This is a genomic window from Alteromonas sp. G4i13 (genome assembly GCF_054960505.1).
On the sequence record NZ_JBHNYX010000004.1, the window covers coordinates 43,786 to 64,940 of the forward strand.

Genomic DNA, 21,155 nt, shown 5'->3' on the forward strand with positions numbered 1-21,155 from the left:
TTTAACATATATCTACAAAGTGAATGGAAAACAAGATCTTCTTCATACTTATTCTTTCCTTTGCTTTAAACACGCACAAAAACTGTACAATAAATAAGCGGTGCGATTGGCATTGGCCTTAAAAGCCGTATAATGCCAGCCATTCCAACCTAGCCTGACAACTTGTTCAGGTGTGAAGAAGTGCATCGTTTGCCCCTGTAAAAGAACGAAAGCGTTGCCGCTGCTATTAAATTAATCGCAGTGCGTATGGAAAAGTAACATATAGGGTCAAGCGCCAAAACTCCAAGAATGAGGGAAAGTATGAAGCAGTTTGAAGTTAACTTTGATGGTCTTGTAGGACCTACCCATAACTATGCCGGTTTGTCGTTTGGCAATGTCGCTTCCCTGAACAACGCAAACGCAAAGAGCAGTCCAAAACAAGCTGCAAAGCAAGGCTTAGCCAAAGCAAAGGCGTTGGCCGATATGGGAATGGTTCAAGGTGTGTTGGCCCCACAAGAGCGTCCTGACATCGCCGCACTGCGCCGTTTAGGCTTTACAGGCTCTGATGCTCGCGTGCTAGAAAGCGCTGCAAAGCAATCTCGCGAGATTTTCCTTGCTTGTTGTTCTGCCAGTAGCATGTGGACTGCAAATGCCGCCACTGTGTCTCCTAGTGCCGATACTGCCGATGGTCGCGTTCACTTTACCCCTGCAAACTTAACCAACAAGTTCCATCGTTCACTAGAGCCTCAGGTTACAGGCAATATCCTGCGCGGTACATTTGCCAATGAAAAGCACTTTGCTCATCACCAGCACCTGCCAGATAACGAGCATTTTGGTGACGAAGGTGCAGCCAACCACACGCGACTTTGCCGCAACTATGGTCAGGCAGGCGTAGAGTTGTTTGTTTATGGTCGTCATGCATTTGATACCAGCAAACCAGCACCGAAAAAATATCCTGCTCGCCAAACGCTAGAAGCATGCCAAGCAGTAGCTCGCTTACACGGTCTAGACGACGATGGCGTAGTTTACATGCAGCAAAACCCAGACGTTATCGACCAGGGCGTATTTCACAACGATGTGATCGCTGTTGGTAACCAAAATGTGTTGTTTTTCCACGAGCAAGCGTTTTATCAAAAAGACGCAGGATTTAAAGAGCTTCAAGCTAAATTCGGTAGCGAACCGCTTCACTTTATCGAAGTGCCGACCGCTGAAGTCTCTGTACAAGACGCAGTAAAAACCTACTTGTTCAATACGCAAATTATAACGCTTCCAAGTGGTGATATGACCATCATCGCGCCAACTGAGTGTGAGGAAAATGAAGCCGTTAAGCGCTATTTAGACAAGCTGGTAACTCTGGGTACGCCCATTAAGTCGGTTAATTATTTTGATGTTAAACAAAGCATGCGTAATGGCGGTGGTCCGGCATGTTTGCGTTTGCGCGTTGCGATGAATGACCAAGAACTTGCCGCAGTTAATCAAAATACGTTAATCAACGATACACAGTTCGCTCGCCTAAACGCTTGGGTCGACAAGCACTATCGAGATGAATTAGGTGAAGATGACTTGCGCGATCCGCAGCTTCTCATTGAATCTCGTACTGCGCTTGATGAGCTTACACAAATCCTTAAAATTGGTTCGGTTTACCCATTCCAACAGGCGTAAGTTAAGTCTGATTAAAATTAAGCGAAAAAAAAAGCCGGCTATAAGCCGGCTTTTTGTTACTTGTTAAGTATAAACTCTTTATGGTGTGACCAGCGTACACTGATCAGTTACGCCGAATGGATTAGCCGGCGGTGACGCCCCTTCATCCGTCACGTCGTCAGCAGAAATACTTAGGGTGTAACGCATCTTCGCACTTGCTTCACTGCCTGTAGACTGCCCGAACACTGAAATGACGGCGTCATACCAGATTGCATAGCTGCGAGGATAACGGTATTCCAATTCCGCGTAGCCATTCTCATCTGTCACCGCTGCACCGTTGGCAAACGCGATGGTCCCAATTAATCCAGGAGTTAACATACCGTCTTCATTGGTATCTTCATCTCTTGGTGTTGTATCCAAAATACCGTTGTCGTTAACGTCTTCGGTTTCACAGTTTTGATTTACTATTGCAACCCATTGAGAAGCATCATCGTCGAATACCCAAAAGCCGGTTCTATACTCACCGCCATTTACGTATTTTACCGGCGCAACTGACGCAGTCAGGTTGACGCCACTGACTGGCTGACCTGCAGAATCTGATACAAACACACCAAAGCGCTTTAGGTAAGAAGTCGATGTGGCTTCTTCAAGCTCATTACCCGTTCCTAGCGAGATATCAAAAGCACGTGCGCCCACTGTTAACACAACCTCGTCGTCAATGGCTGGGTCGTCAGCAACAAAAGCGGTAACCACTACTGCGTCTTGAGTCGATACCGAGCCTGAAGTAAAGACGGTGGTCGCTATCCCCTTACTGTCGGTGGTTGCCTGAGAAGGTGATACAAATCCGGTCGATACGTCAGATACAGAGAAGTTAACCACACTGTTCTTGACCAAGTTTCCATCAACGTCGCGAACAACTGCACTGATGGTACTGGTTTGACCGTCAGGGCCAATGATGTCAGGTGATGCATCGGCAATCAGTGTGTGAGGTGTGGTAGCAATAAACTCAATCTGAGTGAGTGCTGAAACCAACACATTCCCACTTCCGTCACTCGCTGATGCAGTAATTGAAGAGATACCTGCATTATTCGCACTGATATCAATACTTGCTTGCCCTTCTGCATCGGTCACTACAGTTGCGTTGCCCGCAATAACGCCACGTGACGCGCTAAAAGTAACATTCTGACCTACCACAGGCGTGTTGTCTTGACGCCACTGGACCGTAATAGTTTGAGTCTGCCCTAGCGGCACTTCCTCTGTAGGCAAGTTGACAAAGTTAAATTCGTCTTGCTGAACTTGCACCGTAAAGCTTGTCTCAGCATTAAGTGCTGCCGCAGTGATAGTATCTTCGCCAGACGTTGATGCAGTGTAAGACACTGTCGCTTGTCCGTTTGCGCCCGTATTAACAGTCGTGCTGCTAAGCGTTCCGTTAACCGCACTTAGCACTACGTCTTGGTTGAGAATTGATGTTCCGTCAGAGTCCTGAACACGAATTGTATAATCTACGCTGTCGTTCAAAATAACTGACGATGCACCGTTGATGGTGACTTCTGTACCAGCAATGGTAATTTCAACTGTTTGCGTAAGGCTGCCTGCACCTGCTGTAATGGTGACGGTGCGGTTTGACGCATCGTTTTGAGACGTTAATATTGCGCGCGCTGTACCATCTGCGGCGGTTTCTGGTTGAGTTAATTGAAGTTCAACCCCATCGCCTGATGCGGCAGAGAAGCTTACTTCTACCCCTTCCATCAGCACACTTTGTTCATTTTTAACCAGTGCTATCAACTCAACTTCATCACTACCGCTTGAGGCGAGTTGAATACTGTTAGCATAAAGCTCCAGTGACGCGGGCTCTTCACTTACCGTTGTACTGCCCGTAGAGCTGAATGTAGTTGAATCCGCTTCACCCGTTGGCAAAGTAGCCGTTACTTCACCATCCCCTGATGCGCTTCCCACCGACATACCGATCGACGCTACGCCTTCAGCATTAGTCAGTGCAGTGGCAGTATCGTTAGAAAACGTCGCTAAATCATCGTTGCTCAATGAGAAAGTTAGGAGCAAATCGGCTTGAGGCTCACCCTCAGAATTGGTCACGGTTGCCAGTGCAACCAATGCGTTGCTAGAAGATAAGCTGTTGTCTGCTTCCCCAGCTGCATTTTGTAGGGCTAGCGATACACTTATTGTGGTTGGGTCGGTGCTTGTCACCGCTGTGGCTGAAAACGTAGTAGTTCCCGTTTCGCCGCTACCAAGCGCAGCGGTAATTTCGCCATCTCCAGAAGCCGTGCTGGCATTAAGACGTAATCGGGCTACACCATTTGAATTTGTACGCGCCGTTCCCGTGTCGTTGCCAAACTCGGCTAGTTGTTCATTGCTTAGCGTAAAGGTTAGTAACGCGTCTGCATGCGGATTGCCATCTTGATCTGACACGGTCGCAACAACAAACAGACTATTGTCTTCAGAAAGGCTGTTGTCGCTTGCTCCACTTTCATTTTCCAGTGTTAAAGCGATTGAATAGGTTGGTGATGTGGTACCGCCGTCTCCGCTTCCGTTGTCCGTGTTATCTCGAGAGACTGATGAACCGCCCCCACCACATGCTGTTAGCATAAATAATGCGCTAATTAGGCTTAGCGTTTTCGCTAATGTCGACATAATTCGTTCCTGAACCTCTTTTATTGACAATTGCGTCGTTTTTTATGTTTAAAAATCAACTGAATCTGGCACACTACGAAAGATTAAAAATATAAAAATGCACAGGGAACATTAATGTCTTCATCTGCACATAAATATAGTTTAACCGCCCGCATCTTTATCGGCATGGCTGCCGGTATCTTGACTGGTGTCTTTCTCCAATTATTGTTTGATGATAGCGGAGATTTTACTTTTTCGATATTCGGTTTAGAGTTCTCAACGTATAACATTCTTGTAGAAGGTATATTTTCCACTCTCGGCCAAATATTTATTGCCAGCTTAAAAATGCTTGTGGTTCCTCTTGTGTTTGTTTCCTTAATTTGCGGAACCAGCACACTGTCTGACCCTAGTAAATTGGGAAGACTTGGCGCAAAGTCAGTCGGACTCTATGTTGTCACAACCGCCATTGCCATAACACTAGCCATGAGTATAGCTTTAGTGGTGTCTCCGGGTGATGGGCTAAATCTAACAACAGAAACTACCTTCCAAGCGAAAGAGGCCCCTAGCCTGTCTGACGTTATCGTTAACATGTTCCCAAGCAACCCAATTAACTCAATGGCACAGGGCAACATGCTACAGATCATTGTGTTTGCCGTACTGTTTGGTATAGCAATGGCGATGACAGGTGATGCGGGCAAGCGTCTTACCGCTATCTTTGAAGATATTAATACGGTAATCATGCGTCTTGTTACCATCATCATGAACTTAGCGCCATACGGCGTGTACGTGTTGATGGCGAAACTCTTCTCCACTATTGGTGGCGAAACAATTCTGAGCCTGGCGAAATATTTCTTCTTAGTATTTGGCGTGTTAATCCTTCACGGCCTGGTAACCTACTCAGTGCTGCTAAAAGCTTTATCGGGATTAAACCCTGTTATCTTGATGAAGAAAATGCGTGACGCTGCGCTATTCGCATTTAGTACCTCAAGCAGTAGCGCTACCTTGCCCGTCACAATGGAAACGGCGAAAAACAAGCTTGGCGTAGGTAACTCGGTATCGTCGTTCACCCTGCCGCTAGGCGCAACAATTAACATGGACGGCACGGCCATAATGCAAGGTGTTGCCACGGTCTTTATTGCCCAGGTTTACGCTGTCGATTTAAGCCTTGGCGACTATATGATGGTAGTACTTACCGCCACCCTTGCTTCTATCGGAACCGCTGGTGTGCCAGGTGTGGGCCTTATCATGCTAGCTATGGTATTGCAGCAAGTGAACCTACCGGTTGAAGGGATCGCACTTATTATCGGTGTAGACAGACTGCTGGATATGACACGCACTGCGGTAAACATTACAGGCGACTGTATGGTGTCGTGCATTGTAGCTAAAAGCGAAGGAGCATTGGACGAAAGCGTTTATAACGATCCTAAAGCCGGTTTGAAGCAGGAAGATGTGGACTTCGAACATTTTGAAAAGAATAAATAACGACTACAAAAGCTTCTGTAGCTCGATTTACATATGAGTTTACAGAAGCAGTCGCAAACTAAAAAAGGCCAGCATCAATTGCTGGCCTTTTTAGTTAGTTGCTTGCTCCGTTATACCAATCCGCATAGATAATTGCCCACTCAGAAGGCGCTGGCAAGCTTCCTAGCAAAGCGTGGGAATGCAGGAATGGCTGTACCCTTTCAAATTCCCAGAATGAAGCTAGGAAGCTTGCCAGACCTTCCCGAAGGGCGAGTTTAAAATGTCCGTACTCTTTGTTGTGTCACCTTGATGTAGAACCACTATACCTGCGGTAACACGCCGCGATTACGAACATTTTAACTCTCGCTGAGTGGGTAATGATCTATGCTGACTGGTATTACTTACCCTGTTGAGCTTAAAGTTAGTGAAGCGCTGATGAAGGTGATACCTTGGCTGCCTTTTGCGCTGGATAAATAGTAGCGCCCACACTCAAGAACATAGCAACAACCACGGTTACTACAACGTCTTGCCAATGTAGATCAGATGGTAGGAAATCGATGAAATATATATCGCCTGATAGAATTTCTATGCCTATCGCCACCTCAATAAAGCGAACAATCTCAGAGAGGTTAGGTGCTACCAGTAGCGCTAAAACCACACCTACAGTAATGCCTATAACGCCATTGATAACGCCCTGCAACACGAAGGTATTGCGAATTAAACGATCCGTCGCTCCCATGGTTTTTAATATTGCGATGGCAGCCTGTTTGTCTCTAACCGCCATAACCAGTGACGACACAATGTTAAAACAAGCAACGGCAATGACCAGCGTCAAGGCGATATACACCACAGCTCTAACTAGCTGAATATCGTTATATAAGTGGCCTTGGGTACGTGTCCAGTCAGACATGTAAACACCCTGAGGGTAGCTGTAACCTATATCTCGCATCGTGTCGTAAGATGAAAATGGGTCGATAAGTGTAAACTGAATTCCTTGTGACTTAGATGAAATACCAATAGCTTCAGACGCTGTTTCCAAGTGCATTAAACCCAGTTGGTTATCGAGTTCACCGCCAACAGATAGCACTCCAGAAATAGAAAGCGTAATTGAACGTGGGGCTTTGAAGGTTAGATCCTGAGTTGTTTGAGGAATGAGTATTTGAACAATGTCACCAATATTAAGGTCCATGGAAGCGAAAATACCCTTTCCTACAATGAGACCATTTTTCTGCGTCGAAAAACGTTGCCAATCCTCACTTGTGACTCTTTCAGCATATTTGTCGCTAACACTGTTAACCGGAATACCAGTAACGCTAATTGCCTTCAATTCCCCCTTTGACTGCAACATTCCGGTTATCCCTGTGTATGGCGTGACAGAGGCAATACGGCTATCTTGAGACAAACGATAGAGCTGCGCGTCTAAATTTTCTATTCCGCTTTCGCTCTTGCTATATAATTCACCATGAGGGACCACACTCAAAATACGACTTGTAAGCTCTTTTTCAAACCCGTTCATTACGCTCAGCAACACAATTAGTACAAAGCAACCAAGGGCAATCCCAATGGTGGATGACATCGAAATAAAAGAGATGAAACGCTGTTCTGAACGTGTTTTTCTGAAGCGTTGGGCCAATTCAAAGGCGAGCATCTTGGCTCTCCTTGAATAACGTATCGCTCGCTAATCTGCCGTCCTTTATCTTCAGCACCCTGTCCATTTTCCCGGCCAAGGTAATATCATGGGTAACGACAACAAACGCTGTCCCTTTTTTATCACTTAAGCTAGTAAGCAGTTTATAAATTTGGTCACCCGTCGAGTCATCAAGATTTCCTGTAGGTTCGTCGGCCAGTACCACTGATGGCTCGGTAACTAAAGCTCGTGCTATTGCCACACGCTGTCGTTCACCGCCTGACATGGTCGATGGTAAATGGTCGACGCGGTGAGAAAGCCCAACTTCATCTAACATTTCACGAGCCTTGCCGTGGGCCAATTTGGTCGAGAGCCCTCTAATTCTTAGCGGCATTGCTACATTTTCTAACGCTGTGAATTCGCCGAGTAAATGATGAAATTGATAGATAAAGCCCATTTCGTCATTGCGAAGCTTTGCTAATGCATTTCCAGATAATTGACCGAGTGATTTTCCATTGAATTCGACTTCACCGCTAGAAGGTTTATCTAACCCTCCAAGAATATGTAAAAGGGTGCTTTTACCTGAGCCGGAGCTACCTAAAATAGCAACATGTTCGCCAGCTTTTATTGAAAGAGAGACATCGTGTAAAACGGGGGTAGCATTACTGCCATCTTGATAGGTTTTATTAATATTGCGGCAAATTAGCACGTCCTGCATGCGAGTATTCTTCTTTAATTTCCAGACGGTGAATGGTAGCGTTAAACACTACCAACACCAACTGAAAAATAACAGCGCTAAAACGTAAATATGAATCTGTATTATTGCGTGCCTTGAACGCTTTTGGCCAACGCATCCGCAGACTGTGGCTTGCCAAATAACCACCCTTGACCAAAGCCAATGGTTAATCCTTTCAGTTCATTGCATTGATCAATGTTTTCAACCCCTTCTGCAATCAAATCAACATTAAGTCCTTCGGCAATACTCACAATGTGAGGGATGAGTGATGAACGAATGCTGTTATCTTCCATATCCATAACAAAGCTGCGGTCAATTTTAAGGTAATCACAGTTTAGCGTTTTAAGCTGGCTTAAATTTGAATAACCCACTCCAAAGTCGTCAATTGCAAATAAGAAGCCTTTACTCTTCAGTGACTTAATATGCTTCACCGCACTATGAGTGGCGATTTGCTCATCTTCAGTGATCTCTAATACTAACTTGAAGTTCTTCACGTTCATATCTAGTACAAAGTCTAGGTCCAAACAACCTTCGCGGGTAAAATCGAAGGGGAATAGATTAAACGATACCTTAAAGCCTTCGGGGATCTCTGGGTTTTCGTTGAGTTCTCTCATGGCGGTGATAATCATATCAACCGTAAATTCCCAGGTCATATCCTGCTCTTTTACCTGAGGAATAAATTCGTCAGGGTAAATCGGCCCAAATTCATCCTCAAATCGACTCAATACTTCGCACCCAATGACCTTTCCCGATTCCAAGTTTACAAAAGGTTGGTACAAGCAATAGAACTTATGCTCTTTTAGCCCTTTACTGACGCGAGACTCAAGTGAACGTCGTCGTCTTAAATAGTTAAAGGTAAGCATATGCGTCAACGCTGCTGTCATTAACATAGCAAACACAAACAACACCAGCTTGCCCATGTGCAAATCTAGTACGCGACCGTGATCAGATTTCACTTTTAGGCAGGTATGATTGTAGCGTTCATCACACTGGATAAATTGTAAGGAAAAGTAGCCAGTGCGTGCGTCCATGTCATCTTGGCTGAGGGTAGAACCGACAAGGCTAGGATTACCTGCCATATGATAAAACTGATCGCCATTGTAGAACAGCTGCCAATCTTGCGTGTAGCTGTAACCAATGACACTATCCATATCCAATACTGCGTTGTAACGTCCGCGCTGTACTATAGTACCGGTAGCTTGTTTATCGAAAAGCTGAAGAGGAGTATTTATCCAAAAAGCGTCGCCAAGCTGAGTATAAAAATCAGGCTTAACCTCTTTCATGGGCTCTTCTAGAATGCCCAAATAAGTACTGCACAATAGCTCGTTATTTTGATAAAAACCTATCTCTTTTACAAATCGAGAGCGAAACAAGGTTTTTCGCATTTCCGCTAAGTTATCCATTTCACAGGTTTGATACGGAAGCGCATTTAGGTAATCGAGCGTGATCTCAGCATCTCTAAATACTACGCGCACATTATCTAGTATTTCTGTAGCGCGACTCTCCTCTTGTTCTCGAATAAACACAAACATAACGATAGCGAGTAATAGGGTCACACCCACTACGCTTAGCAATGACACCCCAATTGCTTTTAAATTATCAGCAAGAAAGTACTGTTTTTGGTCGCTTTTATTCATAATTTCCGTGTTTTTTTAGCGTGAACGACCTAACTTTAGTACAAATTAAAAAAAAGACACTACGACTTTAGGGCATGTTACTGTTTGTTGGGTGTTTTTTTACTTTATAGAAGACTATTAATCGAAGAGGAATAATGTTTCTAGTGTTACATTGTGCAATTGGGAAATGGAGCAATTTCTTGAATGGCTAACTGACAAGAGGGTAAGGATAAATAAAGTGCGATTGCGAGAATAGCAATTTTAACGACAGAGTAAAAAGAGAACTTTTTGAATTTCCCCAGAAGGGGGAATTATCTAAGAAGAAAAGCTTATCATTAATGGCGGAGCGGACGGGACTCGAACCCGCGACCCCCGGCGTGACAGGCCGGTATTCTAACCAACTGAACTACCGCTCCGCATAATGGGAAGCGCGCTTTATTCGATTAATGGCGGAGCGGACGGGACTCGAACCCGCGACCCCCGGCGTGACAGGCCGGTATTCTAACCAACTGAACTACCGCTCCAAATAATCGAGATTGCGCTGTATAACTAAATGGCGGAGCGGACGGGACTCGAACCCGCGACCCCCGGCGTGACAGGCCGGTATTCTAACCAACTGAACTACCGCTCCGAAGACCTTTTAGTTATACCATTGAAAGAGTGGCGGAGCGGACGGGACTCGAACCCGCGACCCCCGGCGTGACAGGCCGGTATTCTAACCAACTGAACTACCGCTCCACATCTTCAATGTTATCAGTGAGTTGACTTGGCTGTTGTTGCCCTGTCCCCTGACTGCGGCGCAGATAATACGTATTCCCCTATGTGGAGTCAACGCTTTTTATTAATAAAATTGTCATCTGCGGTTTGTTTGCCTGTTAAATAGGCATTATGTCGAAATAAAATTCAAACTGAACAAATTAGCGACGCCTTAAACTGAAGCGCTGGTCTCCCTGCTATTCCTTTTCAGCTTTTTCACGCTTTTTGAATAGCCCTAACAGTTTTTTAAACCCCTTAGGTTCAGATTCCATAGTAAGGTCAGCATCGGTGGTTTCTCCGGATGGCTTTGCAATACTATTTGCTTGCTTAGGCGCAGACGCCTTTTTTCGCATAATAATAATTACAGCAGCAGCGATTACTCCGATGAGCACTATAGACCCATTTACGGCCACCAGAATGAGGGTTAGCGTCCCATCATCCATTTCATCTTCTACCGAATTTGGCTGCATATCGTCTTGTGGCACTTCAGGTTGCGTTATTGAGGGTGCACTGCCATCAACGATAGGATCTTTTCCATTGATTAAAGGGTCTTCAACCTCAGGCTCGGCAGGTCCCTCTGCCACAAAACTATATTCAGGGACATCTAATATAAAATCGCGCCCATCCATTGTCGTGCCGTAAGCAGTGAGTTTTACCCTAAAAATTCCTTCTTCGTAGGCGACAATTAAGTGCTCTCGAGGATCCACACCGCCTTCTGTTAGCGAAAAATTCTGCATATCGGAATTAGGAAACTTCACTTTGCCATCGACTAACAGTGACTCGATGTCGACTAATTCACGGTCTACATCAATGATAATTTTATGATATCCCTCTCCGCCTCCATCCATTTCAACATCAATAGACACGGGATTTTCATGTAAGACGATAAGTTCGCCTATTTGCTCGCGGGTGTACATTGGTGTGCTTACGCGAAAAATAGGCTTCCATTCACCAGCCGGTATTTTCAAGTTGAACTGGCCAGTAAAAACGCCATCTCCTGGTCGCTCATCCATCCCTCGCCCATCGTCTTTAAATGTCGCTATGCGCTGGTCATTTGTACCAAAGTTGCCGTAGTTAGGGTTATTGGTACTCTTAAACTCAATCTCTAAGTCGACGACATCTCTGAACTGTTTGTTTTCTATAGGCTTGCCGTTGTTGGTTAAATAGGCTGTGGATTTAAGTATTTCGCCGGCAAACAGCACATTCGGTAACGGCTCAGCATGAAGTTCAACATTAGACAAAACCATTACACGGCTTTGCGGTAATACTTGACCTACAGCTTGCCAAGGTCCTGGCACAGGATCTTTGATGGTGATCATGTCAAAGGTATCAGCGTCGTACCACTGCACCTTTTCTTCGTCGACGCGCCCTTGAAATAGCTTTGAACCATCGGGTCTAACCAGCACTACAGGGGCAGAACCGTACTCCCTAAAGAAAACCATGGTGATTTCTTTAACGTTATAGTCAACGCGAAAGCGGTTTTGTAACAGTTGAATGGAGTTGGTGTATTCATCACCAAGCTCTGTAAGAGGAGATGTATCTATTGTTGTGTTGCTTGATTGAGCATTTTGTACAGCGCTATCAGCAAGCTGCCTTGCAGCGTCGCGTTCGTCTTCTTGCGACTGAGCGCTAGCGCTTAAGTGTATAAACAATGATAAAAAAATTACCCAATAAAACCACACTCTCACGCTACGCTGCTCCTGCATTGTTTGGCTATTTTAGTTCTGTTTGATTATGTTCTGCTAAGGCACCTCTTCAGGTTGAGGGCGCCATAAGCATTTGCCTCCTGCCTTTTCAACAATATCCAGGCGAGCCTCATGCTGTGTTATCTCATCGGCGGTAGCTTTAATAACCTTTAATTTATTTGCACTTCGCTGAATCCTGCGAATTGCCGTGGAGTCTGCGTCGCTGCCAGAGCTAGACGCCAGTTTAAGCTTAGTTTGCCCACCGGTCATCAACAGGTAAACATCTGCCAGGATTTCCGCATCCAGCAAAGCGCCGTGAAGGGTACGATGACTATTGTCTATACCATAACGCTTACACAAGGCATCGAGGTTGTTCTTTTGGCCTGGGTGCATTTGGCGAGCAAGAGTAAGTGTATCGAGAACATCGCAAATTTGGTTAGTAATAACGCCTTTGGTAGACGCTTCCATGCCAAACTCGTGATCCATAAACCCAACGTCGAAGGGCGCGTTGTGAATGACTAACTGTGCCCCTTTGATAAAGCTCACAAACTCCTGAGCCACTTGAGAAAATGTAGGCTTGTCGGCAAGAAATTCATTGGTTATACCGTGGACTTCAATTGCCTCTTGTTCAATGTGACGGCCCGGATTGATGTAAACGTGAAAGTGATTCCCCGTCAATCGGCGGTTAACAACTTCAACACACCCTATTTCGATAATGCGGTGGCCTTCTTTGGGGTCAATACCTGTGGTTTCAGTATCGAGAACAATTTGGCGCATGGAACCTCTACTATAATTACACTTTCATTTTTTGATAGTATATCAACCCCTTCGCAATCCGCTAAGGGAAAAGGCAATATAAATTAAGCCAGTTAAATCAAAGGAAACGCTGTGGCTCAAAAGACCATTCATATATACACCGACGGCTCGTGCTTGGGCAACCCTGGACCGGGCGGGTACGGAGCTGTACTGATTTACAAGCAGCATAGAAAAGAGTTGAGCGACGGCTTTGCCCACACAACTAATAACCGTATGGAACTATTAGCCCCTATCGAAGCGCTTAATAGTTTAAACGAACCGTGCAACGTTGAATTAACTACCGACAGCCAGTACGTAAAAAATGGTATTAATCAATGGATCCATAACTGGCGCAAGAACGGTTGGCGCACGGCAGATAAAAAACCCGTCAAGAACGCAGATTTGTGGAAGCGACTAGATGAAGCGGTAAAAAAGCATCAGGTAAACTGGCATTGGGTAAAAGGCCATTCGGGGCACCCTGAAAATGAGCGCTGTGACGACCTGGCCCGCAATGCGGCAGAAGCCAATCCAACGAAACCCGACGAAGGCTTCGTTGGCAATTAGATAAGCTTACTGCAAAGCTCATTTACCAAGAAAGAACCAACTTGCCCTGCGTATCGTTGTTTTCCAAACGCACGTGGGGTTCGCCGATATCTTCAATGCTATAGTGAGTATCGATATTTACCCTAAGCTCTTTATTCTCAAAAGCGGGCAAGCATACGGTAGTAAAGTCACGAATTAGATCAGCTTTATAATCGTCGCTTCGATTTCTAAGTGTCGTGCCAATAATGGACGCCCTTTTACCTAACAGCATAGCCATATCGAGGTTATCAGCATATCTCCCTGCCAGCATCGCTAAGTAAACCACTTTTCCATCTTGCTTCAGTATTTTAAGGTTACGGTTGAGGTAGTCGCCACCTACCATATCAAGCACCATATCAACCCCTTCAGGCCAGACTTTTTTAAGCACATCATCAAACTGTTGCTGCTTATAATTGATAAGATGCTCTGCGCCATTGCTTTCACACAACGAAAGCTTATCTTGACTTGAAGCCGTTACCGCACTGTGTACGCCCCAATATCGACAAAGTTGCGTGGCAGCCAGCCCTACACCGCTTGCACCGCCATGAATTAACGCCCGTTCAGCCGGCTTTACATGCGCGATTGTGCGCAAACACTGAAATGCCGTAAGAAACACTTCGGCCAAACCCGCGGCTTCAAAAAACGGCATGCCTTTGGGAATGGGCATTAAATGGGCTGGATTAACGATCACTTCAGTGGCATAGCCGCCACCTGCAACCAAACCAAATACTTCGTCACCTTCTTTAAATGCAGTAACGTCACTGGCAACCTCTGACACCACGCCAGCTACCTCTAATCCAAGAATATCGCTCTCGCCTGGTGGAGGTGGGTAATTCCCCTGGCGTTGCAAGGTATCCGCACGATTCACCCCAAACGCTTTTACGTCAACTTTTACTTTCCCTGGTGCTAGCGACAGCCCTTCACATTCCTTTACAACAAGTTCGCTTGGGCCGCATCCTTTTTCAAAATCGACATATCGCATAATTTACATCCAATCCTAGTCTTAAATTTTAATCGTAATTTGGCTACGTACTTTTATATCAAACAGTTTGGGTTTGTTTTGTATTTATACCAGTCAGGATAGAGCATTTTAACTCTCGCTGAGTGGGTAATTATCTATGCAGATTGGTATTATTAACACAGAACTTATGAAATTGCGTATAATCGCGACCATTCTCATAAGCGAGTAAAATCGCTTAACTCTGTTTCACATTTATTAAATTAGTACGAGAGCCTTCATGTCAGCACAGGTCATATTACAGCCATCCAGAGACAAATCACTTCGCCGCAAACACCCTTGGGTATTCGAAAGCGCTGTGGCTGAACTAAAGGGCCGCGCGCGAGTTGGCGATACGGTAGACGTATTTGACTCTGAAGGCGACTGGTTAGGGCGAGGCGCTTACTCTCCAAATTCAAAAATTCGCGTTCGTATGTGGACATTTAAAAAAGACGAAAGCATTGATAACGGATTTTTCCTACGCCGTTTAGAAACTGCACTAGCCCTTCGCAAACGCTTGTTTGACCCAAACAAAACCAACGCGTTTCGCTGGATAGCGTCTGAAAGTGATGGCCTTCCAGGGATCACGATAGACCTATACGACAATGTTGCAGTACTTCAGCTTTTGAGCGCGGGCGGCGAAAAACACAGAGATAAGATAGTGTGGGCAATTACTAAGCTAATGCCTAATGTACACATATACGAGCGAAGCGACGTGGATGTGCGCAAGAAAGAAGGCTTAGAGCCTGTAACTGGTGTACTGCATGGTGAACCACCTATGCAAGTTACAGTAAAAGAAAACGGCATCAACATAGTGGTTGATATCGAGAACGGCCATAAAACCGGTTTTTACCTTGATCAGCGAGACAGTCGCGCGGCGGCTGCACACTACGCGAAAGATGCCGACGTACTCAACTGTTTTAGCTACACAGGTACGTTTTCTTGCTACGCACTTGCTGGCGGTGCTAAATCAGTGACTAACGTTGATGTATCTCAGCCTGCTCTTGATTTGGCTAAGCACCATGTAGCCATCAATGGTTTAGACGAAAACAAAGCCAATTACGTAAACCAAGACGTGTTTAAGGCACTCAGGGAGTATCACGAGCAGGGCAAACAGTTTGATATGGTGATACTCGACCCGCCAAAGTTTGTCGACAGCAAGGCAACATTAAACCGTGCTGCCCGCGGCTATAAAGACATTAATATGTACGGCATACATGCTGTTAAATCTGGTGGGCTGCTGCTTACATTTAGCTGCTCTGGCCTTATGCCGGCAGATTTATTCCAGAAAGTTGTGGCAGACGCTGCACTTGATGCAGGTCGTACTATCAAAATTATCGCAAGGCTTAATCAAGCCTCAGATCATCCTATCATTGGCAGCTATCCAGAAGGCTATTACTTGAAAGGTCTAGTGTGTGAAGTCACCGACGACTAGCGATTAAAAAAGCGCCCTTGTTGATGTATAGGGCGCTTAACGAAATCTATTGAGCTAACATTACGTTGTGCGAAAAGCTTACGAAGGTAAATCCACTCCCTTAAGATGCAAAGGTTATCTCATTGTTAGAAAAGCGACTTGATAACTGTTGTGAACTGTCATCTGATTGTTCCTTAACAACACCCTCTTTTTCTTCAACTTTCTTCCACACCATCTCGTGAAAATAAAACGCCACGGTATTAATGGCTGGCTCAACCAACGCTACGGCACCGCCTACTACCACACTTCCTGTCAGTAAGTAGGCAACCGTAAAGGCCACTGAAAAGTGCATCACTGCAAAGGTCATCGTCTTTTTCATAGTCATCGCTCTCTCAAAGTATTAAATCAGTTTGCTTTCGCATTAATGAGAATTATTAGCAATTAAGACTGAGAGTTAAAATAGAAAAAACTGAACGGCCTATTCGGTTTAGTATATGAAAGCTGAAAGACTGTTTTCAAACCACAACGGGCTGGTCAACATTGGAGTGTAAAGAAAGAAGCAACACCGCGGGTACGTCATTGCTGTAGACCCTGACGCCTTGTGTTTTTTAGTTAGACACGAAAAGGCGAAGCTTTTACCCCGCCCTAAAACGTTAGATTAGACTATTTCATCTGAGAAATTTCGACGCCTATAATGCAGCTTGACTCGGATTCAGGTTCACAGCGCACAACAGTCGCTAATGCTGCCAAAGATGGGATTTGCGAACTAGATGACTCTATTGCAACACTCACTTGTGTACCTACTTCAATTGACGGCTCATCAACTTCCAACGACATCCCCGTTGCACTGATATCTCTACACATTGCCTGCATGGTGCGGCTCGACTCATCATCAGTTATCTGTAACTGACAAGGCGAATTTACCATCATCCTGAAAAAATTTCGCTTATCGTCGTATCCCAACATGTCTACTTCTCCTGATTTTTAGCATTACGCTGACAACTACATCTGATGTTATAGGGCGATGCTGATAACTTGTCAATCGAACTGTACAATATTTATTCAACAAATCTTAAAAGTGTACTTTGGTCTAATCTCAGCTATTTTCACATTGTAAAAAATATGACTAATTCAGCCCCTTCAATTGCCTTTGAATTTGATGGAAAATCTTCCTTTTCGACGTTTTGCGAACCAATTGCTTGCGGCGATTTAACTGTTACTCAACGTATTGTGCTAAAAATCAGCGAGGTGCAAAGTAATACGCTTAGCCGAAATGGGATATGCGGTACCAAGTTGCTGGGCAAACAAGGAAACCCGCAATTCTTCTATCATCCAGCGCACGTCTTTAAGAGCTGGCGGCACTTTACCTTTGGGGTACTTGCTGCACGCTTTCTCCCATTCCTTAATCGACTTTTCTACCGTTACCTGATGCATTCTGTCTTTGTTAGGATCGATGGGAAGCTTTTCCAAACGGCGGGCTAGGCCCTTAATATAGCGATTCCAATCATCTAACCTACTCTCGCCAATTTCAGAAACAAAACCAGGGAAAACTAACGATGCCAAGTGTGCTTTGCAGTCGCCTAAGGCGTTTATCATGGTCAGCGGCACATTCCCTTTCATTTGCTTCTGACATTGATGCGCAAGGGTAAGCCCCTGCTCCACTTGTTTGGCAATTTCTAACACCCTGTCATTAATGTTTGCACGAGCAATCTCTAAACAGGCTTCAAAATCGGCCTTGCTGCGAATGTCGGTGTTATTGGTTTTGCAGTAATCACTGACAATGGCATCGATACCCGCAAAAATACAATCATCAATTAGCGCTTTCACTTGGCCAAATGGATTGAAATACAAACCCAGTTTGGCTTTGTTAGGTAATTTGCTTTGCAAATAATTAAGCGGCGACGGCATCGCGTTTTTAATCAAGACATTCACGCCTTGCTTGTGCAGCACTTGGGCCTTATCCGCTTCTTCAATTAACGCAATATCTACCTTATCACCCTTTTGCACCAGAGCCGGGAACGCCTGAACTTCAAACCCGCCAACCTTCTGCACGAAGGTTTCCGGCAAACTTTCGAAATCCCATTGTTCGATGTTATTTCGCTCTAACTCCGGTGTTGCGGCTTTCTCAAAGGTTTGTTTCACCTGCCCTGCACACTGCTGTTTAAGCGCGTGAAGGTCGTCACCTTTAGCAATATCGTCACCGTTGTCGTTAACTACCGCAAAGTGCATTTTCAAATGCTTATCAAGCTGATCTAAATTCCACTCTTCGCTTTCAATAATAACGCCCGTCATTTTGCGTAGCTTATCGGTTACAGCTTCAAGCAAAGGCACTGGACGGTTGTTTTTATCCGTTTCACTGATATCAGCAAGGCATGCTTCAGCAAAGTTTGGCGCAGGCACAAAGTTACGACGCAAGCGCTTAGGCAAGGTTTTAATTAAACCCACAATGAGGTCGTGCCTTAGCCCCGGCACCAGCCAATCAAAACCTATATTGTCGACTTGGTTAAGCACAGGCAGCGGAATCACCACAGTTACGCCATCATCTTCAGCGTTAGGTTCGAAGTTATAGCGAAGCGGCAGCGTAATATTGCCTTGGCGCCATACATCGGGAAACGCGTTTGCTACCGACTGCCCAGGCTGCTGACGATACACGTCTTCTTCTTTAAACGTTAAACTGTCGTTGCTTCCGTGTTGCTTAAACCACTTCTTAAACGCCGCATCATTATTGGCCTCAACCGGAATACGCTTCGCGTAAAAGCTTACAAGCTCTTCATCATCGACTATCAAATCGCGACGACGGGTCTTTTGTTCAAATTCGTCTGCCTGCTCAAGCAGTGCCTGATTTTCCTGTAAGAAACTGTAATTGAGTTTAGTATTGCCCTCGACTAACGCTTCGCGGATAAATAGCTCGTGGCAAATTGGCGGGTCGATGAGGCTATAAACCTTCGCACGCTTCATTACTATGGGTAGCCCGAACAAGGATACTTTTTCAAAGGCAATCACCGCACCGCGCTTTTTAGACCAGTGTGGCTCTGAATAGCTTCTTTGCACAACATGCTCGGCCAAAGGCTCTACCCATGCTGGGTCAATTTTTGCCACCATACGAGCAAATAGCTTAGAGGTTTCTACAAGCTCAGCTGCCATTACCCATTTGGGCTGAGACTTTGATAGCCCTGAACCAGGGAAAATAAGAAAGCGCGAGTTACGCGAGCCCATATACTCCCGTTCTTTATCTTTAAAGCCCATGTGCGACAGCAAGCCGCTGGCAATAGCTTGGTGAATAGCCTGATAGTCGGCTTCTTGCTTTGAAATGCCAAAGCCCAGCTCAGCGATAGACTTTTTAAGTTGGCTAACAATGTCCTGCCACTCACGCATACGTAAATAGTTGATGAAATTTTGCTTACACCATTTGCGCAATTGGTTTTGACTGAGTGCGTTTTGCTGCTCTCTAAACGCCAACCACAAGTTGTAAAGACTGATAAAGTCAGAATCTTTATCGTGGTATTCGCTGTGCTTCTCGTCTGCTTGCTGGCGTTTTTCCTGTGGGCGCTCTCGCGGATCCTGAATTGAAAGTCCCGCTGCAATCACCATTACTTCGCTGAGCGCATTAGTACGCTCGGCTTCAATCACCATACGAGCATAGCGAGGGTCGATAGGTAAACGTGCTACTTGACGACCTAGCGGAGTAAGCTGCATTTTGCCGCTTTGCTTGGTTTTTCGGTTATCTTTGCCTTTCGCGATAGCTTGAATTTCTTCAAGTAAGCGGAAACCGTCGTTGATATTGCGGTTATCAGGCGGCTGAACAAATGGAAAAGCAGCGATATCGCCTAACCCTAAAGCAAGCATTTGCAAAATAACCGACGCTAAGTTGGTTCGCAGGATCTCAGGGTCCGTAAATTCTGGGCGGCCTAAATAGTCTTCTTCACTGTAAAGACGAATACAAATACCATCAGACACACGGCCGCATCGCCCTGCCCGCTGATTCGCTGACGCCTGAGATATTGGCTCGATAGGTAAACGCTGAACTTTACTTCTGGCACTGTAACGTGAAATACGGGCAAAACCTGGGTCAATTACGTATTTAATGCCAGGCACCGTAAGCGAGGTCTCTGCCACGTTGGTGGCAAGTACAATGCGTCTGCCGCTGTGCGACTGAAATATGCGGTTTTGCTCTGCCGCCGACAACCTCGCATACAGCGGAACAATTTCAGTGTTGCGATAATGCTGTTTGCTCAAGGCATCTTGGGTGTCGCGTATCTCGCGCTCCCCGCTTAAGAACACTAAGATGTCTCCCGGTGCTTCACGCATCAGCTCGTCGACTGCGTTTACGATGGCGTCGCTCTGATCAATATCGTCATTATTATCTTCCGGCGCGTGGTAACGAATTTCTACCGGATAGGTACGTCCGCTCACTTCGATAATAGGCGCATTATTAAAATGCTGAGAGAAACGCTCTGGGTCAATGGTGGCAGAGGTGATGATGAGTTTTAAATCAGGGCGCTTGTCTAACAGCTGACGCAGATAGCCTAGCAAAAAGTCGATATTAAGGCTGCGTTCGTGAGCTTCATCGATGATGATAGTATCGTATTGATTTAAAAAGCGGTCTTGCTGCATTTCAGCCAGCAGCATGCCGTCGGTCATAAGCTTAACGTAGCTTCGCTCGCTTACCTGATCGCTAAAGCGAATTTTAAAACCCACCTTTTCGCCAAGCGGCGTGTTTAGCTCTTCGGCTATACGGGTAGCTACACTTCGCGCCGCTAATCGTCTTGGCTGGGTGTGGGCTATCATGCCATTTACACCGCGACCTAACTCTAAGCATATCTTAGGTAGCTGCGTAGTTTTACCCGACCCGGTCTCACCCGCAACAATCACGACTTGGTTATTCGCAATCGCCTCTTTGATATCTTCTTTTTTATCGCTAACCGGCAGCGGTGGGTATTCAACTTTAGGAAGGTTGTCTTTACGCCATTTGCGTTTTTCTATTGATGCATTGATGTCGCTTTCGAGCTTTTCAAACTGCGCTTTTAAGCTTTCTTCGCTAACCGCGCTGTCACGTTTTGAAGCTTTGGGATTAGCAGCTTTTTTCTCCGCGCCTTTTCCTTCAACACCAGATTTATCATTCACTTTTTGTGCAAGCTGCGTAATGCGTCGCTTTAAACGAAATTTATCTGCGCTCAAACAATCATCTAGTTTGTTGTAAAGAGGTTTTATTGCAAGTGGTGAAGACAAAGTGACATC

At 45.4% G+C, this 21,155-nt stretch carries 14 protein-coding genes and 4 tRNA genes; 4 read left to right on the forward strand and 14 right to left on the reverse strand.

Annotated elements, in window-relative coordinates; translation table 11 throughout:
- Positions 1-300: 300 nt before the first annotated feature.
- Positions 301-1,641 carry an N-succinylarginine dihydrolase gene (gene astB, locus ACFI6J_RS02715; RefSeq protein ID WP_069944148.1) on the forward strand — a complete coding sequence of 447 codons (1,341 nt, stop codon included), beginning with the start codon at positions 301-303 and terminating at the stop codon, positions 1,639-1,641.
- Positions 1,642-1,719: 78 nt separating this feature from the next.
- Here astB and ACFI6J_RS02720 read toward each other — a convergent pair whose 3' ends face one another.
- A complete protein-coding gene (locus tag ACFI6J_RS02720) occupies positions 1,720-4,269 on the reverse strand; it encodes a beta strand repeat-containing protein (RefSeq protein WP_061485672.1) in 2,550 nt (849 codons plus the stop codon).
- Between the two features lie 114 nt (positions 4,270-4,383).
- Here ACFI6J_RS02720 and ACFI6J_RS02725 point away from each other — a divergent pair, with 114 nt between their 5' ends.
- The gene (locus ACFI6J_RS02725; RefSeq protein ID WP_014949187.1) at positions 4,384-5,730 is read left to right on the forward strand and encodes a dicarboxylate/amino acid:cation symporter; all 1,347 of its coding nucleotides are present in this window, start codon (positions 4,384-4,386) and stop codon (positions 5,728-5,730) included.
- Between the two features lie 400 nt (positions 5,731-6,130).
- Here ACFI6J_RS02725 and ACFI6J_RS02730 read toward each other — a convergent pair whose 3' ends face one another.
- The 9 genes from ACFI6J_RS02730 to dnaQ form a co-directional block, all read right to left on the reverse strand.
- The gene (locus ACFI6J_RS02730) at positions 6,131-7,357 is read right to left on the reverse strand and encodes a lipoprotein-releasing ABC transporter permease subunit (RefSeq protein WP_278346636.1); all 1,227 of its coding nucleotides are present in this window, start codon (positions 7,355-7,357) and stop codon (positions 6,131-6,133) included.
- Positions 7,344-8,054 carry a lipoprotein-releasing ABC transporter ATP-binding protein LolD gene (gene lolD, locus ACFI6J_RS02735; RefSeq protein WP_462585674.1) on the reverse strand — a complete coding sequence of 237 codons (711 nt, stop codon included), beginning with the start codon at positions 8,052-8,054 and terminating at the stop codon, positions 7,344-7,346. The genes ACFI6J_RS02730 and lolD overlap by 14 nt, the downstream gene beginning before the upstream one ends.
- Before the next feature lie 101 nt (positions 8,055-8,155).
- Positions 8,156-9,709 (reverse strand): EAL domain-containing protein, encoded by a 1,554-nt coding sequence (locus ACFI6J_RS02740; protein WP_462585676.1) that lies wholly within the window; start codon positions 9,707-9,709, stop codon positions 8,156-8,158.
- 318 nt (positions 9,710-10,027) lie between these two features.
- Positions 10,028-10,104 (reverse strand) — tRNA-Asp (locus ACFI6J_RS02745).
- Between the two features lie 31 nt (positions 10,105-10,135).
- Positions 10,136-10,212 (reverse strand) — tRNA-Asp (locus tag ACFI6J_RS02750).
- A 30-nt stretch (positions 10,213-10,242) separates the two neighbouring features.
- A tRNA-Asp gene (locus ACFI6J_RS02755) sits at positions 10,243-10,319 on the reverse strand.
- 30 nt (positions 10,320-10,349) lie between these two features.
- Positions 10,350-10,426: transfer RNA gene (locus ACFI6J_RS02760), tRNA-Asp, on the reverse strand.
- Positions 10,427-10,641: 215 nt separating this feature from the next.
- Entirely contained in the window at positions 10,642-12,132 is a 1,491-nt protein-coding gene (locus ACFI6J_RS02765) for a TIGR03503 family protein (protein WP_371341971.1), read from the reverse strand.
- Positions 12,133-12,186: 54 nt separating this feature from the next.
- Complete coding sequence (gene dnaQ / locus ACFI6J_RS02770) at positions 12,187-12,906, reverse strand: DNA polymerase III subunit epsilon (RefSeq protein ID WP_371341970.1); 720 nt, start codon at positions 12,904-12,906, stop codon at positions 12,187-12,189.
- A gap of 111 nt (positions 12,907-13,017) precedes the next feature.
- Here dnaQ and rnhA point away from each other — a divergent pair, with 111 nt between their 5' ends.
- A complete protein-coding gene (gene rnhA, locus ACFI6J_RS02775; RefSeq protein WP_014979088.1) occupies positions 13,018-13,488 on the forward strand; it encodes a ribonuclease HI in 471 nt (156 codons plus the stop codon).
- Positions 13,489-13,510: 22 nt separating this feature from the next.
- Here rnhA and ACFI6J_RS02780 read toward each other — a convergent pair whose 3' ends face one another.
- A complete protein-coding gene (locus tag ACFI6J_RS02780) occupies positions 13,511-14,488 on the reverse strand; it encodes an NAD(P)H-quinone oxidoreductase (RefSeq protein WP_075176404.1) in 978 nt (325 codons plus the stop codon).
- Positions 14,489-14,744: 256 nt separating this feature from the next.
- Between ACFI6J_RS02780 and ACFI6J_RS02785 the strand changes: the two genes are divergently transcribed.
- Entirely contained in the window at positions 14,745-15,938 is a 1,194-nt protein-coding gene (locus ACFI6J_RS02785) for a class I SAM-dependent rRNA methyltransferase (RefSeq protein ID WP_014949179.1), read from the forward strand.
- A gap of 100 nt (positions 15,939-16,038) precedes the next feature.
- On the opposite strand, the gene ACFI6J_RS02790 is transcribed toward ACFI6J_RS02785, so the two are convergent.
- The 3 genes from ACFI6J_RS02790 to hrpA all read right to left on the reverse strand — a co-directional run bounded on the left by ACFI6J_RS02790 (position 16,039) and on the right by hrpA (position 21,146).
- Positions 16,039-16,296: a DUF2061 domain-containing protein gene (locus ACFI6J_RS02790; protein WP_014976293.1), complete on the reverse strand. Its 258-nt coding sequence runs from the start codon at positions 16,294-16,296 to the stop codon at positions 16,039-16,041.
- Positions 16,297-16,580: 284 nt separating this feature from the next.
- Positions 16,581-16,883 carry a PilZ domain-containing protein gene (locus ACFI6J_RS02795; RefSeq protein WP_014949177.1) on the reverse strand — a complete coding sequence of 101 codons (303 nt, stop codon included), beginning with the start codon at positions 16,881-16,883 and terminating at the stop codon, positions 16,581-16,583.
- Positions 16,884-17,150: 267 nt separating this feature from the next.
- On the reverse strand, positions 17,151-21,146 hold the full coding sequence (hrpA, locus tag ACFI6J_RS02800) for an ATP-dependent RNA helicase HrpA (protein WP_462585680.1): 3,996 nt from the start codon (positions 21,144-21,146) through the stop codon (positions 17,151-17,153).
- Positions 21,147-21,155 lie beyond the last annotated feature (9 nt).

What these genes read in the sequence shown, in the direction of transcription:
- astB (WP_069944148.1), top strand. Translation starts at nt 301, where the DNA reads ATGAAGCAGTTTGAAGTTAACTTTGATGGTCTTGTAGGACCTACCCAT.
- ACFI6J_RS02720 (WP_061485672.1), bottom strand. Translation starts at nt 4,269, where the DNA reads ATGTCGACATTAGCGAAAACGCTAAGCCTAATTAGCGCATTATTTATG.
- ACFI6J_RS02725 (WP_014949187.1), top strand. Translation starts at nt 4,384, where the DNA reads ATGTCTTCATCTGCACATAAATATAGTTTAACCGCCCGCATCTTTATC.
- ACFI6J_RS02730 (WP_278346636.1), bottom strand. Translation starts at nt 7,357, where the DNA reads ATGCTCGCCTTTGAATTGGCCCAACGCTTCAGAAAAACACGTTCAGAA.
- lolD (WP_462585674.1), bottom strand. Translation starts at nt 8,054, where the DNA reads ATGCAGGACGTGCTAATTTGCCGCAATATTAATAAAACCTATCAAGAT.
- ACFI6J_RS02740 (WP_462585676.1), bottom strand. Translation starts at nt 9,709, where the DNA reads ATGAATAAAAGCGACCAAAAACAGTACTTTCTTGCTGATAATTTAAAA.
- dnaQ (WP_371341970.1), bottom strand. Translation starts at nt 12,906, where the DNA reads ATGCGCCAAATTGTTCTCGATACTGAAACCACAGGTATTGACCCCAAA.
- ACFI6J_RS02780 (WP_075176404.1), bottom strand. Translation starts at nt 14,488, where the DNA reads ATGCGATATGTCGATTTTGAAAAAGGATGCGGCCCAAGCGAACTTGTT.
- ACFI6J_RS02785 (WP_014949179.1), top strand. Translation starts at nt 14,745, where the DNA reads ATGTCAGCACAGGTCATATTACAGCCATCCAGAGACAAATCACTTCGC.
- ACFI6J_RS02790 (WP_014976293.1), bottom strand. Translation starts at nt 16,296, where the DNA reads ATGAAAAAGACGATGACCTTTGCAGTGATGCACTTTTCAGTGGCCTTT.
- ACFI6J_RS02795 (WP_014949177.1), bottom strand. Translation starts at nt 16,883, where the DNA reads ATGTTGGGATACGACGATAAGCGAAATTTTTTCAGGATGATGGTAAAT.